Below are 14,195 nucleotides of genomic sequence, written 5' to 3'. Positions count from 1 at the left end.
ACCGATGCGGACCGCGCTGGCGGTGGCGGTGTGCGTGCTGGCCACCGCCACCTCGTGCGGGCCGGGCCGCCCGGCCGCCGGCGCCGAGGGCTGCGCGATCATGGCCGACGCCATCGGGCTGTACCCGGGCAACCCGGTCACCGCGCTGGGCTACCCGATCGGCACCGTCCGCGCCGTCACCCCCGCCGCCGAGCACGTGCGGGTCGATTTCACCGTCGAGGCCGACCGCCGGATCCCGGCCGACGTCCGCGCGGTCACCCGGTCCACCTCGATCCTGGCCGACCGTTCGCTGGAGTTGGTCGGCAACCACACCGGCGGGCCCGAACTCGACCCGGCGCGCTGCATCCCCCCGGATCGCACCGCCACCCCGAAGAGCCTGTCGGAACTGGTCGGCTCGATCGCCACCTTCGCCGACGCGCTGAGCCCGCCGGGATCGACCGGCCTGGCCGACACCGTCGACGGGCTGTACACCGGGCTGCACGGCCAGGGCCCGCGCACCGCCGATCTGCTCACCCGGATGTCCGCGCTGCTGCAGAGCCCGGACCGGGCGATCAGCGACACCGGCGCCGTGCTGGCCAACCTGGCGCAGCTCAGCGGCGAGCTGACCGCGCTGCGCGGCACCGCCAAACAGGTGCTGCTGGACGCCGAGGCGACCACCGGCGATCTGGTGGCCGCCACCGACGGGGTGCGCCGGATGACCGAAACGCTGCCGCTGATGGTCACCATGGTCGCCGACCTGGAGCGCGAACTCGGCGACGAGACCCAGCGGGTGCTCGACACCGTGTCGATCCCGCTGCGCAAGGCCAGCCCGCACGCCACCGCGCTGGCCGGCCTGCTCAACCCGATCCCGGGCTGGATCAGCAACGCCGCCGACCGATTCAATGACCAGGGGCTGCAGCTCAAGTGGCGACCGCCGATGTTCCGGATCCGAACCCCCGACGGGCTGCTGCAGTGCGGGATCATGAACTCCCGGGTGCCGGGCAGTTGCGCCGACATCGCCGGCACCCCCTACGCGGTGGACGTGGCGCTGCTGCAGTACGCGCTGATCGAGGCCGCCCGATGAGCCGGCGCGCCGCGCTGGCCCTGGCGCCGGCCCTGGCGGCGGTGCTGCTGGCGTCGTGCAGCGCACCGGGAGCGCTGTCCGGCGGCGACCGCAACGGCTACGACCTGCGACTGGAGTTCGACAGCGCGCTGAACCTGCCGGATCGGGCCCGGGTGGTGCTCGACGGCGTCACCGTCGGCACCGTCACCGCCGTGGCGATCGCCGACCGCAAGGTGGTGGTGACCGCCCGCGTCGACGCCGGGGTGCCGATCCCCGCCGACAGCCACGCCACCCTGGCCCAGCCCACCGTGCTCGGCGACGTGTTCGTCGCGCTGTACCGCCCGGCCGACGCCGGCCCGGACCCGGCGGCCCTGCCGCCCGGCGGGACCGTCCCGCTGGCCCGGACCAGCTCCCCGCCGTCGGTCGAGGACACCATCGCCGGGCTGGCGAACTTCGTGGCCAGCGGCTCCATCCAGCGCGCGCAACAGACCCTGATCGGGCTGAACACGGTGGCCGAGAGCAGCCCGGTCGCGCTCGGCGAGATCTCCGCCCGGGTCGCGACGAATCTCGACGAGCTGGCCGACAACCTGGACTCGGTGGATCTGGCGCTGACCGGGCTGGCCGACACCGCGGCGGTGCTCGGCGGCAAGCGGGCGGCGATCGAACACTGGCTGTCGCCGGCCGGGATGCTCGGCCTGGACCGGGCCACCCAGGTCACCTCCCGGCTGTCGGTGATGATCCCGTCGATCGGCAGCATCTACAGCGGTGGCTTCTGGCTGGTGCCGATGCTGACCACGCTGGGCGACGCCGCCGGGGCGGTGCAGGGCTCCCGGGGCGCGATCGGCGAGGAGATCCCGCGCTGGCGCACCCTGTTCAACGACTACTTCCTGCCGGTGGACAAGTACCCGGCGATCAACATCACCTCGGTGCGGGACCCGTCGGGCCGGGAACTGTCCGGCGACGTGGCGACCGTGCTGCGGATGCTGGGGGCCACCCCGTGAAGCTGCCCAACCTGCTCTCGGCGGCCGGTCTGGCCGCCATCGTGGTGTTCGCCGTGGCCCAACTCGGCGCGCTGGGGGTGCGTACCGGCCCGCCCGAGCAGCGGGCCACCATCAGCATGAGCGTCCCGAACATCAACGGGCTGGTGGTCGGCTCCGGTGTGCTGCTGCGCGGGGTTCCGGTCGGCAAGGTGACCGCCATCGAACCCACCGCCGCCGCGGCCACCGTGCACTTCTACATCGACGCCGCGCACCGGGTCCCGGCCGACAGCATGGTCCGGCTGGACAACCTTTCGGCGCTCGGCGAAACCTACGTCGGACTGTTCCCGGTCCGGGCCGACGGACCGATGCTGGCCGACGGCGACCGGATCGCCGCCGAGGCCATCGCCGTCACCCCGACCATCTCCGACCTGGCGGTCAGCGTCGGCCGGCTGTTGGGGCAGGCCGATCCCGACCGGCTCAGCGCCCTGGTCGCCGAGGCCGATGTGGCGCTGCCCGATCCGGAGGCGGTGCTGCCCAACCTGGCCCGGGCCGCCACCCTGCTGCGCGCCGAGGCGACCGGCGCCGACGGCCGCGGCCGGGAACTGCTGCGCAACGCCCAGACGCTGCTGCGCGACGCCGGCTTCGCCGGTCCGGCGCTGGCCAGTTTGGCTCCCGACATCGACGCGGCCGGCGCCAATCTGGCCGGCGTGTTCGCCGGCGCGATGAACCTGGTGCTGGCCGGCTCGCCGGAGGCGCTGGAACGGTTCCGCGACTACCTGAGCAGAATCCAGCGATTCCTGGACTCCCGCTCCCCCGACGTCAAGGTGCTGGCCGAGACCCTGCTGCCCAACGTGCGCGCGATCGGCTCGGCGCTGGGCGGCTTCGACACCGGCCGAATGCTGGACAACATGCTGCGCGGGATCCCCCCCGACGGAGCCATCGACCTGCGCGTCAACGTGCTTCCGCCGCGCTGACCCACCACGAGAAAGGCAGAACCGTGGGCGAAACCCCCGAAACCCCCGAAACCCCCGAGCCCAACGCCCCCCGGCCGACCCGGCAGCTGTCGGTGTCGGTGCGCACCCTGGCCGTGGGCACCGTCCTCGCCGCGCTGGTGCTCGCGGTCGGGGTGCTGTCCTGGCTGTACCTCGACGCCCGCGGCGAGTTGACCGCGGCCGCCAGCCGGGACGCCGACCGGGAGCGCGCGCAGCAGGTCGCCATCGACTACGCGGTCGGCGCGGCCCGGATGGACCACCGCGACCTGTCCGACTGGAAGATCCGGCTGGTGGCCGGGGCCTCCCCGGAGCTGTCCGCCCGGCTCGGCGAGGCGGCCGATTCGATGGAGCAGATCCTGACCCCGCTGCGCTGGGAGTCGACGGCCAAGCCGGTGGCCGCCATCGTCCGCTCCGAGGCCGGCGACCGGTACGTGGTGGACGCCTTCGTCAGCGTGCTGACCAAGACCGCCCAGGCACCGCAGGGCCTGCAGTCCACCGCCACCTACAGCATCACCGTCGACCCGCAGCGGGGCTGGGCGATCACCGACGTCGGCGGCATCGACGCCGCGCTGGGCGGACGGTAGCCGGCCGTGCCGACCGCAACGCCGACCCGCCGGACCCTGGCCGGCCTGCTGGCCGCGGTGCTGCTGCTCACCGCCGCCCCCGGCCGGGCCGACCCGCCGGACCCGGTCGGCCAGGAGCCGCCGCCGCCGCGGCTGCCGATGATCACCCCGGTCGCCTCGGACTGGCAGCCCAAGTTCCCCTACCCCTACGACGCCAGCCGTCGGCACGTCACCGACGCGGACATCACCGCCGAACGCGAGATGTGCCAGTGGTACGACGCGCAGTACGGCGAACTGCTTCGCCAGATCGACCGGTTCAACATCAAGCTGATCAGCCGCAACGGCAACTGGTCGGTCGAGGACATCCCCGCCCACGCCGCCGCCGTGCTGACCAACATCGACACCGCGGTGGCCTTCCTGAGCCCGCGGGCCGGGGCGCTGACCCAGCAGCGGACCTTCGCCGGCGACAGCTACTTTCCGATCTACCAGGGCGAGAGCTTCTATCGGCTGTGGCAGCACCTGTCCAACGTCGGCAACGGGCTGCGGGCCCGCCAGCCGGCCTGGTTCACCGGGCCGTCGATGCAGCGGGTCAAGTACTGGGGCTCCCGGATCAATCGGTCCGATGTCTGCCGGTGAGCACCGCCGCGCCGTGACCGCCGCGCTGCTGGCCGCCGCGCTGCTCACCGCGGGCCCGGCCGGCGCCGAACCCGGCGCCGCCGCCTTCGACGCGGCCATCGCCGCGACCCGCGCCGCGGCCGGCTGCCCGGCGCTGGTCGCCGACCCGCTGGCGCAGCGCGCGGCCGAACTGTCCAACCGGTCCACCGCGGACTACCTGGATCACCGCGCCGAGTATGTGCCGGTCGACGATCCGCTGGCGGTGCTGCACGATCTGGGCAGCGACGCCGCCGCCGCGGTCCAGCTGCAGGGCGCGGCGGACACCGCCGCCGACGCCATCGAGGTCGCCCTGCTGCAGGGCTATGCGACGCTGCCGGACTGCGGCTACCAGCGGCTGGGCACCAGCGTGATCGAGCACCCCGGCGGGCAGACCCTGGTGGTCGCGGTGCTCATCGGCGGGCCAGGTCCAGCCACGGCGGGCTGAGCCGGCTGCCGACCGGGGAGAGCAGGAACCGCAGCGGCCCGCGCTCGCAGTAGGTGTGGCCGTCGTCGGTCACCGCGCAGCTGCTGCCCCGGTGGGTGAGCAGCTGCCGCGGCGGCAGCGGCGCCTGGGCCGGCGTCTGCGGCATCCGCCACGGCACCGTCCAGTCGTAGTGCACGGCCCGGTCGCCGGCCACCCAGCCCAGCGCGGCGGTGCCCGGCGGCGCCCCGGGGATGTCCCCGGCGCAGCCGAAGCTGCCCGGGCCCCAGATGCCGCAGTTCTGCCCGCCGGGCGCACGGAACCAGACCCCGTCGGCGCCGGCCACGGTGAACGCGGCCGGCTCGGCGGCCGCGAAGAACCGGATGTTCGGCCACGGCTGCGGGTCGGCGACGGCCGCCGGCGCGGTGGCCAGGGCGGCCGTCAGCGCGACGACCAGTCCCAGCGCGCGGCTCATCCGGTCACGGTACGTCGGGGCGGGCCAACTCGGTGGGCCCGGCCTTGCGCCAGTCCGGCACATCCGGCGGCTGCGCCACCGGGAACCGGTTCTCGTTGTAGGCCGCCCAGTGCGCGTGGCCGAGTTCGTGGATGTGGAAGGAATGCCGCAGCGCCTCGCTGAACCCCATCGCGTCGGAGGCGGCGTTGACCGAGTCCTTGACCAGCAGCGCGGCCACGGTGGGCCGGTCGGCGATCCGGCGGGCGAACTCCAGGGTCTTGTCGGCCAGTTCCTCGGCCGGGAAGATCTTGGACACCATGCCGAGCCGATAGGCCTCCTCGGCGTCGATCGCGTCGCCGGTCAGCAGCAGTTCCTTGGCCTTGCGCGGCCCGAACTCCCACGGGTGGGCGAAGTACTCGACGCCCGGCATGCCCAGTCGCGCCGCCACCACGTCGGAGAACCGGGCGTCGTCGGCCGCCACGATCAGGTCGCAGGCCCAGATCAGCATCAGCGCCGCGGCGATCGCGTTGCCCTGCACCTGGGCGATGGTGATCTTGCGCAGGTCACGCCACCGGCAGGTGTTGTCGAAGTAGTAGTGCCACTCCTGGAGCATCAGCTGCTCGACCATGCCCTTGCGGGTGGCGCCGTCGCGGGTGTAGCTGGGGTGCAGGCCCGGACCCGGGGTGCGCTCGGCGATCGCGGCCTCCGAGCCCAGGTCGTGGCCGGCGGAGAAGTTCTTGCCGCGGGCGGCCAGGATCACCACCCGGACCTCGTCGTCGGCCTCGGCCCGGCGGAACGCGTCGTCGAGCTGGACCAGCAGGGTCCGGTTCTGGGCGTTGTGCGCCTCCGGACGGTTGAGCCAGATCCGGGCGATCCGGCCGGAGTCCAGGGTCTCGTAGCTGACGAATTCGGCGGCGCCCGCCTCGGCGGCGGGTTCGGGGTGCGGTGGCGTTGCCATGGGCCAGACTTTACGTCTTGGCCGGTTTGTGTCAATGCCGGGGTCCGTTGCGGCGGGCCAAGTGCCTATGCTGGGGTTATGCCCGCGAAAACTGATTCCGACCTCGACGACGTGCAGCCCCTGGGCGACGACACCGCCATCCAGGCCAGCCGGGTGGTGGCGGCCTACGCCACCGACGCCGACGAGTGCCGGGTGTTCCTGTCGATGCTCGGCATCGACCCCGCCAAACCCGAGGCGTAGGTGGCCCCCGGGTCGGCTGACTTCGTCGTTGTCGCCAACCGGCTGCCGGTCGACCAGGTCATCGGCCCCGGCGGCGAGACCGGCTGGAAACGCAGCCCCGGCGGCCTGGTCACCGCCCTGGAACCGCTGCTGCGCCAGCAGCGCGGCGCCTGGATCGGCTGGCCCGGCATCGCCCAGGACGACACCGCCGCCGTCGACGAACCGGTGTTCCTGGACGGCATCGAGATGCGCCCGGTCCGGCTGGACGGCACCGACGTCGCGCAGTACTACGAGGGCTTCTCCAACGCCACGCTGTGGCCGCTGTACCACGACGCGATCGTCCGCCCGGAGTACCACCGGCCGTGGTGGGACCGCTACGTCGCGGTGAACCGCCGCTTCGCGCAGGCCACCGCGGCGACCGCCGCGCCCGGCGCCACGGTGTGGGTGCAGGACTACCAGCTGCAGCTGGTGCCGCGGATGCTGCGGGAGCTGCGGCCCGACGTCACCATCGGCTTCTTCATGCACATCCCGTTCCCGCCGGTCGAGCTGTTCATGCAGCTGCCCTGGCGCACCGAGCTGATCGAGGGCCTGCTCGGCGCGGACCTGGTCGGCTTCCACCTGCCCGGCGGCGCGCAGAACTTCATGATCCTGGCCCGCAAGCTGCTGGCCGCCGAGGTCTCCCGCGGCACGGTCGGGGTGCGCGGCCGGTTCGGCACCGTGCGCACCGCCTCGCACACCGTGAAGGTCGGCGCCTTCCCGATCTCCATCGATGCGGCGGCGCTGGACCAGGCCGCCCGGGCCCGCGAGGTCCGCCGGCGCGCCAGGGAGCTGCGCGCCGACCTGGGCAACCCCGGCAAGATCCTGCTCGGGGTGGACCGACTGGACTACACCAAGGGCATCGACGTGCGGCTGCGCGCCTTCGCCGAGCTGCTCGCCGAGGACCGCGTCGATCCCGCGGACACCGTGCTGATCCAGCTGGCCACCCCCAGCCGGGAGCGGGTGGACTCCTACCGGCTGCTGCGCAACGACATCGAGCGGCAGGTGGGCCGGATCAACGGCGAGTTCGGCCGGGTCGCCCACCCGGTGGTCAGCTACCTGCACCGCGCGGTGCCGCAGCACGAGCTGATCGCCTACTACGCCGCGGCCGACGTAATGCTGGTGACCGCGCTGCGCGACGGGATGAACCTGGTCGCCAAGGAGTATGTCGCCTGCCGCGGTGATCTGGGCGGCGCGTTGGTGCTCAGTGAGTTCACCGGCGCCGCCGCCGAGCTCCGGCAGGCCTACCTGGTCAACCCGCACGACCTGGACGACGTGAAGGACGCGATGGCCGCCGCGCTGAGCCAGTCCCCGGAGCAGGGCCGGCTGCGGATGCGGGCGCTCCGCCGTCAGGTGCTGACCCACGACGTCAACCGTTGGGCGCGGGCGTTTCTGGCCGCGCTCGGATCGGTGCGCGGCGCCTAGATCGGCGCGATGTAGCTGATCAGCCAGTCGCCGTCGACCCGCTGGTAGTCCACCCGCAGCCGGCTGCCGTCGTAGCTGGACTGCTTGGACTTGTCGGTCACGGTGCGGTTCAGGAACACCAGCACCGATCCCGAGTTGCGTCCGGCTTCGAGCACACCGGCGCCGGTCACGTTGGCCTGGGTGACCAGCTGGCGTTCCCGGGCGGCCGGGATGATGTCTTTTTTGGCCCGGTCGGCGAACTCGCGCCGGTAGTCCGGGGTGAGCAGCGTGCCGACGTCCATCATGGCGCGTTCCACGGTCTGGTAGTCGAAACCGAACACCTTGGGCACCTCTTCGGTGGCCAGTTTGCGCAGTTGCACGCTGGTGTCCTGGGCGGCCCGGGTGGAGCTGGCGTCCCAGTACAGCCAGCCGGCGGTGCCCGCCGCGCCGATCAGCACCGGTACCGCGACGGCGGCCGCCAGCCGGGTCAGCAGCCCTCGTGTGTCGGACATCTAGTTGCCGCCCTCCGGGTACTTCAGGTCGTAGGCCGTCATGACGTCGTCGTCGTCCTCGTGCACCACCACCCGCAGCCGGAACGCCTGGGACGGCTTGTTCACCCCGTCCAGGTCGGTGACGGTGACCCGCACCGCCACCAGCACCGAGGCGTTGCCCGCGGTCTCGTCGATGTCCTCCAGCGCGGCACCGTTGATCACCGCCTCGGAGCTCGCGTTGGTGTCCCGGTACAGCGCCTTGAGCGTCTCGGCGTTGTTGTTCTGGCTGAACATGTCCCGCAGCGGGCCGCTGGTGCTGCCGACGAACCGTTCCACGCTTTCGTCGACATTTTCCTGGGTGTAGCTGAACATGTTCACCACGAACTGCCGGGCGGTGTCGACGAAGCGCTGCTGGCGGTCGACGGTCGCGGTGATGTCGTGCCGGTCGATCGCCGCCAGGGCCACCGCGCCGCCCAGCCCCGCGGTCGCCAGCAGCCCCACCACCAGGGTGAGGATGCCCACCAGCCGCCGGTTCGGGGCCCGGCGGCCGCGGACCGGCGGCGCCGGGGTCTTCGGCCGGGCCGGCCCGGCGGCCTCGTCTGTGACGTCCACCGGCTCGACCGCGGCCGGCACGACGGCGGTCTTCACGACGGTGCCCGCCGCGCCGGTCGGGCCCGCGGCGCGGGCCGCCCGCCGGCGTGGCCGGCGTTCGGAGTCCGCGCTCACAGTGCCCTCGGCCCCAGCATCAGGTCGACCAGGTTCTCCGCGGGCGCCAGCCCGGCATCGCCGCCGGTGAACACCGCGGTGCCGCCCTCGCCGTCGGCGAACCGGCCATTGCTGTCGTAGCTGCCGTACACCGGCCCGGCGGCCTGCGGCTGCTCGGCGGCCGGCTGCTCGGCGGCCGGCTGCTCGGCCGGTCCCGGCGGCGGTCCGGCGGGCTGACGCGCGTACGGCGGCAGCACCTGGTCCTCGGGGGCGAAGTACGGCCACGGCGCGGGAGCGGGCCCGTCGACCGGCGGCAGCGGCAGCGGGAACGGCGCGTGCGGCGCCGGGCCGGGGCCCGGCGGGGTGCCCGGCGGCAGCGACACCACCGGCGGGCCCGGGTCGTAGTCCGCCGCCGGCGGGATCATCGGGAACTTGTTCGGCGGGGTGATGTTGCGCCCGTCGGTGACCGGCAGCGAGCCGTACGGGATCGGCGGCCCGCGCCACGGGTTGGCGCCGATCGGGATGAAACCGGCCGGGTCACGGCACAGCTGCACGGTGGGGGCGCGCTTGCCGGGGAACTCCATGCAGGGGTAGTTGCGCGCGCCGCGGACCGCGGTGGGATCGTTCTGCGCGGCCTTGCAGTACAGGTCGGTCGGCAGGTTGCGCAGCGTCTCGTCGGCGGGGCTGCGGATCTGGGTGGCGGGCAGGAAGCCGACGTTGCAGGTCGGCGGGTCGCCGAGGTCGACCTTGAAGTCCAGCTTGCCGCCCTCGTCGGCGGGCACGCCGCCGGCCACGGTGTTCAGCGCCGCGATCAGCGCCGGGAAGATGACCAGCGCCTGCTCGATGGACTTGTGGTAGATCACCCCGATCCGGCTCAGGTTGGCCAGGTTGGCCGCCAGCACCGGGAAGTCCGGCCGGATGCCGGTGAACGCGGTGTTGGCGACGTCGGCGGTGGCCGGGGCGGTGGCCAGCAGGCTGCGCAGCGACGGGTCGGCGCCGCGCAACTCGGTGGTGAACCGGCCCAGGCTGTCCGACAGGGTGCGGATGTCCTGGCCGCTGCGGATCTGGGCGTCCAGCATCGGGCCGGCCTCCTCGACCAGCGCGATGGTCTGATCGGCGCTGGCGTTGGCCTCATCGACCAGGCCGCGCGCCGAGCGCAGCAACCGGTTGAGTTCCGGGCCGCTCCCGTTGAACGCCTTGAACGCCCCGCTCAGCATCTCCTTGAGCCGGCTGTTGTCGACGGTGCTGACCAGCTCCTGGGCCTGGGCCAGCATGCCGGCGATGTCCTGGCCGATGAAGGTACGGTCCTTGCCGATCATCGCGCCGTCGGCCAGCACACCCGCGGCCGGGGTGGCGACGCCATCCTCCGAGGTCGGCGGCGCCAGGTCGATGTACTGCTCGCCGATCGCCGAGACGCTCTTGACGGTCGCCTCGACGTTGTCCGGCACCTCGACGTTGCTGTTGAGCCGCAGCTCGGTGACCACGCCGGCGTCGTTGAGCCCGACGTTCTCCACCCGGCCGACGGTCACGCCGCGGAAGGTGACGTTGGCGTTGCGGTAGATGCCCCCGCCGGCGTCGAACTCGGCGTTGACCTGGTAGCTGCCGAAGCCGAGCTTGGCCGGCACATGCAGATAGAACACCGCGATGGCGGTCACCGTCAGCAGCGTCACCGCCGCGAAGATCGCCAGCTGGATGCGGGCGAGCCGATCGAGCCTCACCGGTCTCCTCCCCACTGGGTCGCGGTCCCCGCCGGAATCTTGAACGGGTCGGCGGCCTGCCCGGACAGGTTCGCCGAGGCGCCCACCACGAAGTCGGGGGCGTTGAGGATCTCGCTCATGTGCTTCATGTTCGGGTCCAATCCGGAGGTGCCGAACATCGCCTCACCCATCCGGCGCGCGGTCATGTCGAAGGTGGCGTACACGTTGAGGTAGTCACCGCGGACCGCCTGGCGCAGGTACTTGGTGTGGAACGGGAACGTCGGCAGGAAGGTCAGGTCCTTGACGAAGTCCTCGGCGTTGTCGTTGAGCGCCTTGACCACCGGGTACAGATCCTTCAGGTTCGCCCCGAAGTCCTCCTTGGTCTTGTCCAGCATGTTGGCGGCGACCGTGCCGACCCGGCCCAGCGCGGCGAACGCCGCGATGAACTCCGCGCGGTTCTTGTTGAGCACCCGCAGCGCGTCGGGCATCGTCTCCAGTGCGCGGCCGAGGTTCTCCCGGTTGCGCGCCAGGATGCCGGAGAACCGGTTGAGCCCGTCGGCGGCGGCCAGGATGTCGGTGGTCTGGCGCTGCAGCGAACCGGTCAGCTCGGCCAGCCGCGGGATCAGGTCGACGAAGCTGCCGGACCGGTTGGCCACCCCCGCGTAGAGCTCCTCGGTGATGTCCTCCAGCGCACCGATGTTGCCCTTGTTGACCACCATGCCCAGCGAGGACAGCACCTCTTCGGTGGTCGGGTAGCGCCCGGTGGAGCCGAGTTCGATGACGTCGCCCTGGCTCAGCCTGCGCTCGTCGGCGGGGCCGTTGGGCGGCAACAGCGCGACGTGCTGGGAGCCCAGCAGCGAGGTCTGGGCGACCGTCGCGGTCGCGTTGGCGGGCAGGTTCACCTCGGCGTCCAGCGACAGCTGCACGGTGGCGTGGAAGCTGCCGTCGGCGTCCTGCACCGCGGCGATGCCCGACACGCTGCCGACGGTGACGTCGTTGACCAGCACCGGCGAGTTCTGCGGCAGCGTTGCCACGTCGGGCAGCTGCACCGAGATGGTGAACGAGCCGGGTCCGTGGCCACGAGTGCCCGGCATGTTCAGCGAGTTCAGCCCGCCGAAGGAGCAGCCGGCCAGCACGGTGGCCACCGAGCCGAGCGCCAGCGCGCGGGTCAGCCGGCTGATGGTTGGCCTGATCACCGCCCACCTCCCATGATGAACGGCGGTCCGGGTGAGATCTGGCCGGGATTCTCCGCCGGCGGCAGCACCATGTCGCCGAGGGTGGTGCCCGGCGGGATGACCGGCGGGGTGACGCCGTCGGCGGGCTGCCACTGCAGGTACGGCACCGGCGTCCGGGCCTTGGCCTCGGTCTCCGGGGTGTCGTAGATGATCTGCCCCTTGTAGGCGGTGATGCTGTTGACCGGGTGGAAGGTCACCGGCGGGAAGTTCATCGTCAACCGGCGCAGCACCGGGGCCATCCGCTGACGGCAGATCTCGGCGCGCTTGTAGTTGTCCGGGGTGGCACCGATGTCGAAGGTACCGCCGCAGATGAACTGCACCGGGTTGGCGAAGTTCGGCAACGACAGCACGCCGGCGATGGTGCCCTGGGCCGGGTTGTAGATGTTGTAGAAGTTGGCCAGGCCGTTGGGCGTGACGTGCAGCACCTGCTCGATGTCGTCGGACTGGTTCGACAGCAGCGTGGAGAACTCGGTGAGCTTGTTGACCGAGGTGATCAGCGACTGGTTGTGCTCACCGAGCAGCCCGCGCACGTCCGCCAGCGCGGTGTTCAGGCTGGCCAGGGTGGTGTCCAGGCCGACGGAGCTGTCCGCCAGCACCTGCGACACCGAGGCGACGTGTCCGGAGAACTGCACCAGCTGCTCGTTGCTCTCGGACAGCGCGTGCACCAGCACCTGCAGGTTGCGCACCGTGCCGAACAGGTCGGTCCGGGAGTCCCCGAGCCGGCCGGCCACCTGGGACATTTCCCGCAGCGCGGTGCGGAACGAGTCGCCGTTGCCGTCCAGGGTGCTCGCCGCCTGGTCGATGAACTCCGCGGCCGGGCCGGACAGTCCGCCCGGGCCGGGGCCGAGCTGCGCCGACAGCTTGGTCAGCTCCTCCTTGACCTGGTCCCATTCCACCGGCACCCCGGTGTGGTCGAGGTCCAGCACCGCGCCGTCGGCCAGCTCCGGGCCGCCGTCGTAGGCGGGGGTGAGCTGGATGAATCGGGCGGCGACCAGGTTGGGCGAGATGACGATGGCCCGCGCGTCGGCCGGGATCTGCACCGACTTGTCCACCATCATGGTGATCTTGACGTCTTCGGCGCGGGGCTCGATGGCGGTGATCCGGCCCACCGGCACGCCGAGCATCCGAACCTCGTCACCGGGGTAGATGCCGACCGCCGAGCTGAACAGCCCGACGACCTTGGTGCCGCCGCGGCCCGGCCACAGCAGTGCCGCGGCGGCGACCAGGATCGCCACCAGGGCGGCGATCACCGCCAGCCGCGCGCCGCGGCCCAGCCGGAGTCCGGAGATGGTGCGCTCGGTCATGGTGACTTCGGCCTCACGATGAGTCGTTCGGAGATCATGCCCTTCAGGTAATCCGAGAGGCTGTCGGGGAGCTTGCCGGGCTGGAAGTAGGCGTCCATCAGCACCTCGGCCATGGTGGCCGGCGGCAGGCCGTAGAGGTTGATCTGGAAACCGGGCGCCGAGCCGACGACCTCACCGAGCGTGGTGGCATACGGCGGCAGCCGCTTGAGCGCCTCGCTGATGTAGTCGCGCCGCTCCAGCATCTGGTCCAGCACCTTGGTCAGGTTCTCCAGCGCAGGCCCGAACTCGCGCTTGTTGTCGGCGACGAAGCCGGACAGCTGCGCCGAGACGTCGTCGATCCCGGCGATCAGGGTGCTCAGCGCCTGGCGCCGCTGGTTCAGCGCGCCGAACAGCTGGTTGCCGTCCAGGATCAGCTTGTTGACCTGCTCGGAGCGGCCGGCCAGCGACTTGGTCACCGACTGGGCGTGGCCGAGCAACTGGCCCAGCGCCTCGTCCCGGGCGTTGATGGTGCGCGACAGGTTCGCCACCCCGTCCAGCGTCCCGCGCAGCGCGGGCGTGGCGGCCGCCATCGACTCGGTGAGGGTGCTCAGCGCGGTCTCCAGCTGGGGCTTGTCCAGCGCGGCGACGTTGCCGCCGAGGTCCTGCAGCGCGGTGGCCAGGGTGTACGGCGTGGTGGTGCGCTCCAGCGGAATGTCGGTCGTCCAGCCCGCCCCCAGCGGGGTGACGGCCAGCGACTTCTGCCCCAGCACCGTCTCGGTGCGGATCGCGACCAGCGAGGCGTCACCGACCCGCACGCCGCGGTCCACGGTGAAGTCCACCTTGGCCGCGGTGCCGGCCAGCGCGATCGACTTCACCTTGCCGACGTTGATGCCGGACACGTTGACGTCGTCACCGGGCGCAATGCCCGCTGCGTCGGCGAAATACGCCGAATACACCTTGCCCTGCGGCCAGAACGGCAGGGCGGTGTACCCGAAGGACACCAGCACCAGGCAGGCCACCAAGACGATGCCGAAGATGCCGGTCCGCAACGGGTTGTTCTC

16 protein-coding genes are annotated in these 14,195 nt (G+C 72.1%); 8 read left to right on the top strand and 8 right to left on the bottom strand.

What is annotated here, in order from left to right; genetic code table 11:
• Positions 1-4: 4 nt before the first annotated feature.
• From G6N10_RS16920 to G6N10_RS16895, 6 genes are read left to right on the top strand one after another with little or no spacing between them, the layout of a single operon-like run.
• On the top strand, positions 5-1,063 hold the full coding sequence (locus G6N10_RS16920; RefSeq protein WP_085092428.1) for an MlaD family protein: 1,059 nt from the start codon (positions 5-7) through the stop codon (positions 1,061-1,063).
• Positions 1,060-2,043 (top strand): MlaD family protein, encoded by a 984-nt coding sequence (locus G6N10_RS16915; RefSeq protein ID WP_085092408.1) that lies wholly within the window; start codon positions 1,060-1,062, stop codon positions 2,041-2,043. Before G6N10_RS16920 ends, G6N10_RS16915 begins: the two co-directional genes overlap by 4 nt.
• The gene (locus tag G6N10_RS16910) at positions 2,040-2,996 is read left to right on the top strand and encodes an MlaD family protein (protein ID WP_085092407.1); all 957 of its coding nucleotides are present in this window, start codon (positions 2,040-2,042) and stop codon (positions 2,994-2,996) included. Before G6N10_RS16915 ends, G6N10_RS16910 begins: the two co-directional genes overlap by 4 nt.
• Positions 2,997-3,019: 23 nt before the next feature.
• Complete coding sequence (locus G6N10_RS16905) at positions 3,020-3,598, top strand: hypothetical protein (RefSeq protein ID WP_163742558.1); 579 nt, start codon at positions 3,020-3,022, stop codon at positions 3,596-3,598.
• 36 nt (positions 3,599-3,634) lie between these two features.
• Positions 3,635-4,213: a hypothetical protein gene (locus G6N10_RS16900; protein ID WP_109750662.1), complete on the top strand. Its 579-nt coding sequence runs from the start codon at positions 3,635-3,637 to the stop codon at positions 4,211-4,213.
• On the top strand, positions 4,200-4,676 hold the full coding sequence (locus G6N10_RS16895) for a hypothetical protein (protein ID WP_085101140.1): 477 nt from the start codon (positions 4,200-4,202) through the stop codon (positions 4,674-4,676). Before G6N10_RS16900 ends, G6N10_RS16895 begins: the two co-directional genes overlap by 14 nt.
• Here the strand turns inward: G6N10_RS16895 and G6N10_RS16890 are convergent.
• Positions 4,642-5,127 (bottom strand): hypothetical protein, encoded by a 486-nt coding sequence (locus tag G6N10_RS16890; protein ID WP_085101137.1) that lies wholly within the window; start codon positions 5,125-5,127, stop codon positions 4,642-4,644. The genes G6N10_RS16895 and G6N10_RS16890 overlap by 35 nt on opposite strands.
• A 4-nt stretch (positions 5,128-5,131) precedes the next feature.
• Positions 5,132-6,064 (bottom strand): enoyl-CoA hydratase, encoded by a 933-nt coding sequence (locus tag G6N10_RS16885; protein WP_085101134.1) that lies wholly within the window; start codon positions 6,062-6,064, stop codon positions 5,132-5,134.
• A 78-nt stretch (positions 6,065-6,142) separates the two neighbouring features.
• On the opposite strand from G6N10_RS16885, the gene G6N10_RS20070 reads away from it, so the two are divergent.
• Together G6N10_RS20070 and G6N10_RS16880 are read left to right on the top strand one after the other, a co-directional pair.
• Positions 6,143-6,304, top strand: a complete 162-nt coding sequence (locus G6N10_RS20070) for a hypothetical protein (RefSeq protein WP_109750660.1) — start codon at positions 6,143-6,145, stop codon at positions 6,302-6,304.
• Positions 6,305-7,744: an alpha,alpha-trehalose-phosphate synthase (UDP-forming) gene (locus G6N10_RS16880; protein ID WP_109750659.1), complete on the top strand. Its 1,440-nt coding sequence runs from the start codon at positions 6,305-6,307 to the stop codon at positions 7,742-7,744.
• On the opposite strand, the gene G6N10_RS16875 is transcribed toward G6N10_RS16880, so the two are convergent.
• From G6N10_RS16875 to G6N10_RS16850, 6 genes are read right to left on the bottom strand one after another with little or no spacing between them, the layout of a single operon-like run.
• Entirely contained in the window at positions 7,741-8,235 is a 495-nt protein-coding gene (locus tag G6N10_RS16875; RefSeq protein ID WP_085101131.1) for an Rv1363c family protein, read from the bottom strand. The genes G6N10_RS16880 and G6N10_RS16875 overlap by 4 nt on opposite strands.
• The gene (locus G6N10_RS16870) at positions 8,236-8,940 is read right to left on the bottom strand and encodes an Rv1363c family protein (protein ID WP_085101128.1); all 705 of its coding nucleotides are present in this window, start codon (positions 8,938-8,940) and stop codon (positions 8,236-8,238) included.
• Positions 8,937-10,637: an MCE family protein gene (locus G6N10_RS16865; RefSeq protein ID WP_085101125.1), complete on the bottom strand. Its 1,701-nt coding sequence runs from the start codon at positions 10,635-10,637 to the stop codon at positions 8,937-8,939. The genes G6N10_RS16870 and G6N10_RS16865 overlap by 4 nt, the downstream gene beginning before the upstream one ends.
• Positions 10,634-11,812 (bottom strand): MCE family protein, encoded by a 1,179-nt coding sequence (locus tag G6N10_RS16860; protein WP_407663993.1) that lies wholly within the window; start codon positions 11,810-11,812, stop codon positions 10,634-10,636. The genes G6N10_RS16865 and G6N10_RS16860 overlap by 4 nt, the downstream gene beginning before the upstream one ends.
• On the bottom strand, positions 11,809-13,155 hold the full coding sequence (locus G6N10_RS16855; protein WP_085101122.1) for an MCE family protein: 1,347 nt from the start codon (positions 13,153-13,155) through the stop codon (positions 11,809-11,811). The genes G6N10_RS16860 and G6N10_RS16855 overlap by 4 nt, the downstream gene beginning before the upstream one ends.
• Positions 13,152-14,183 carry an MCE family protein gene (locus G6N10_RS16850; RefSeq protein ID WP_179962847.1) on the bottom strand — a complete coding sequence of 344 codons (1,032 nt, stop codon included), beginning with the start codon at positions 14,181-14,183 and terminating at the stop codon, positions 13,152-13,154. Before G6N10_RS16850 ends, G6N10_RS16855 begins: the two co-directional genes overlap by 4 nt.
• Positions 14,184-14,195: the final 12 nt, after the last annotated feature.

This window comes from Mycolicibacterium fallax (assembly GCF_010726955.1).
Taxonomy (GTDB): domain Bacteria; phylum Actinomycetota; class Actinomycetes; order Mycobacteriales; family Mycobacteriaceae; genus Mycobacterium; species Mycobacterium fallax.
Note: the sequence above shows the minus strand (reverse complement) of the source record. Positions and strands in the feature narration are given on the sequence as shown.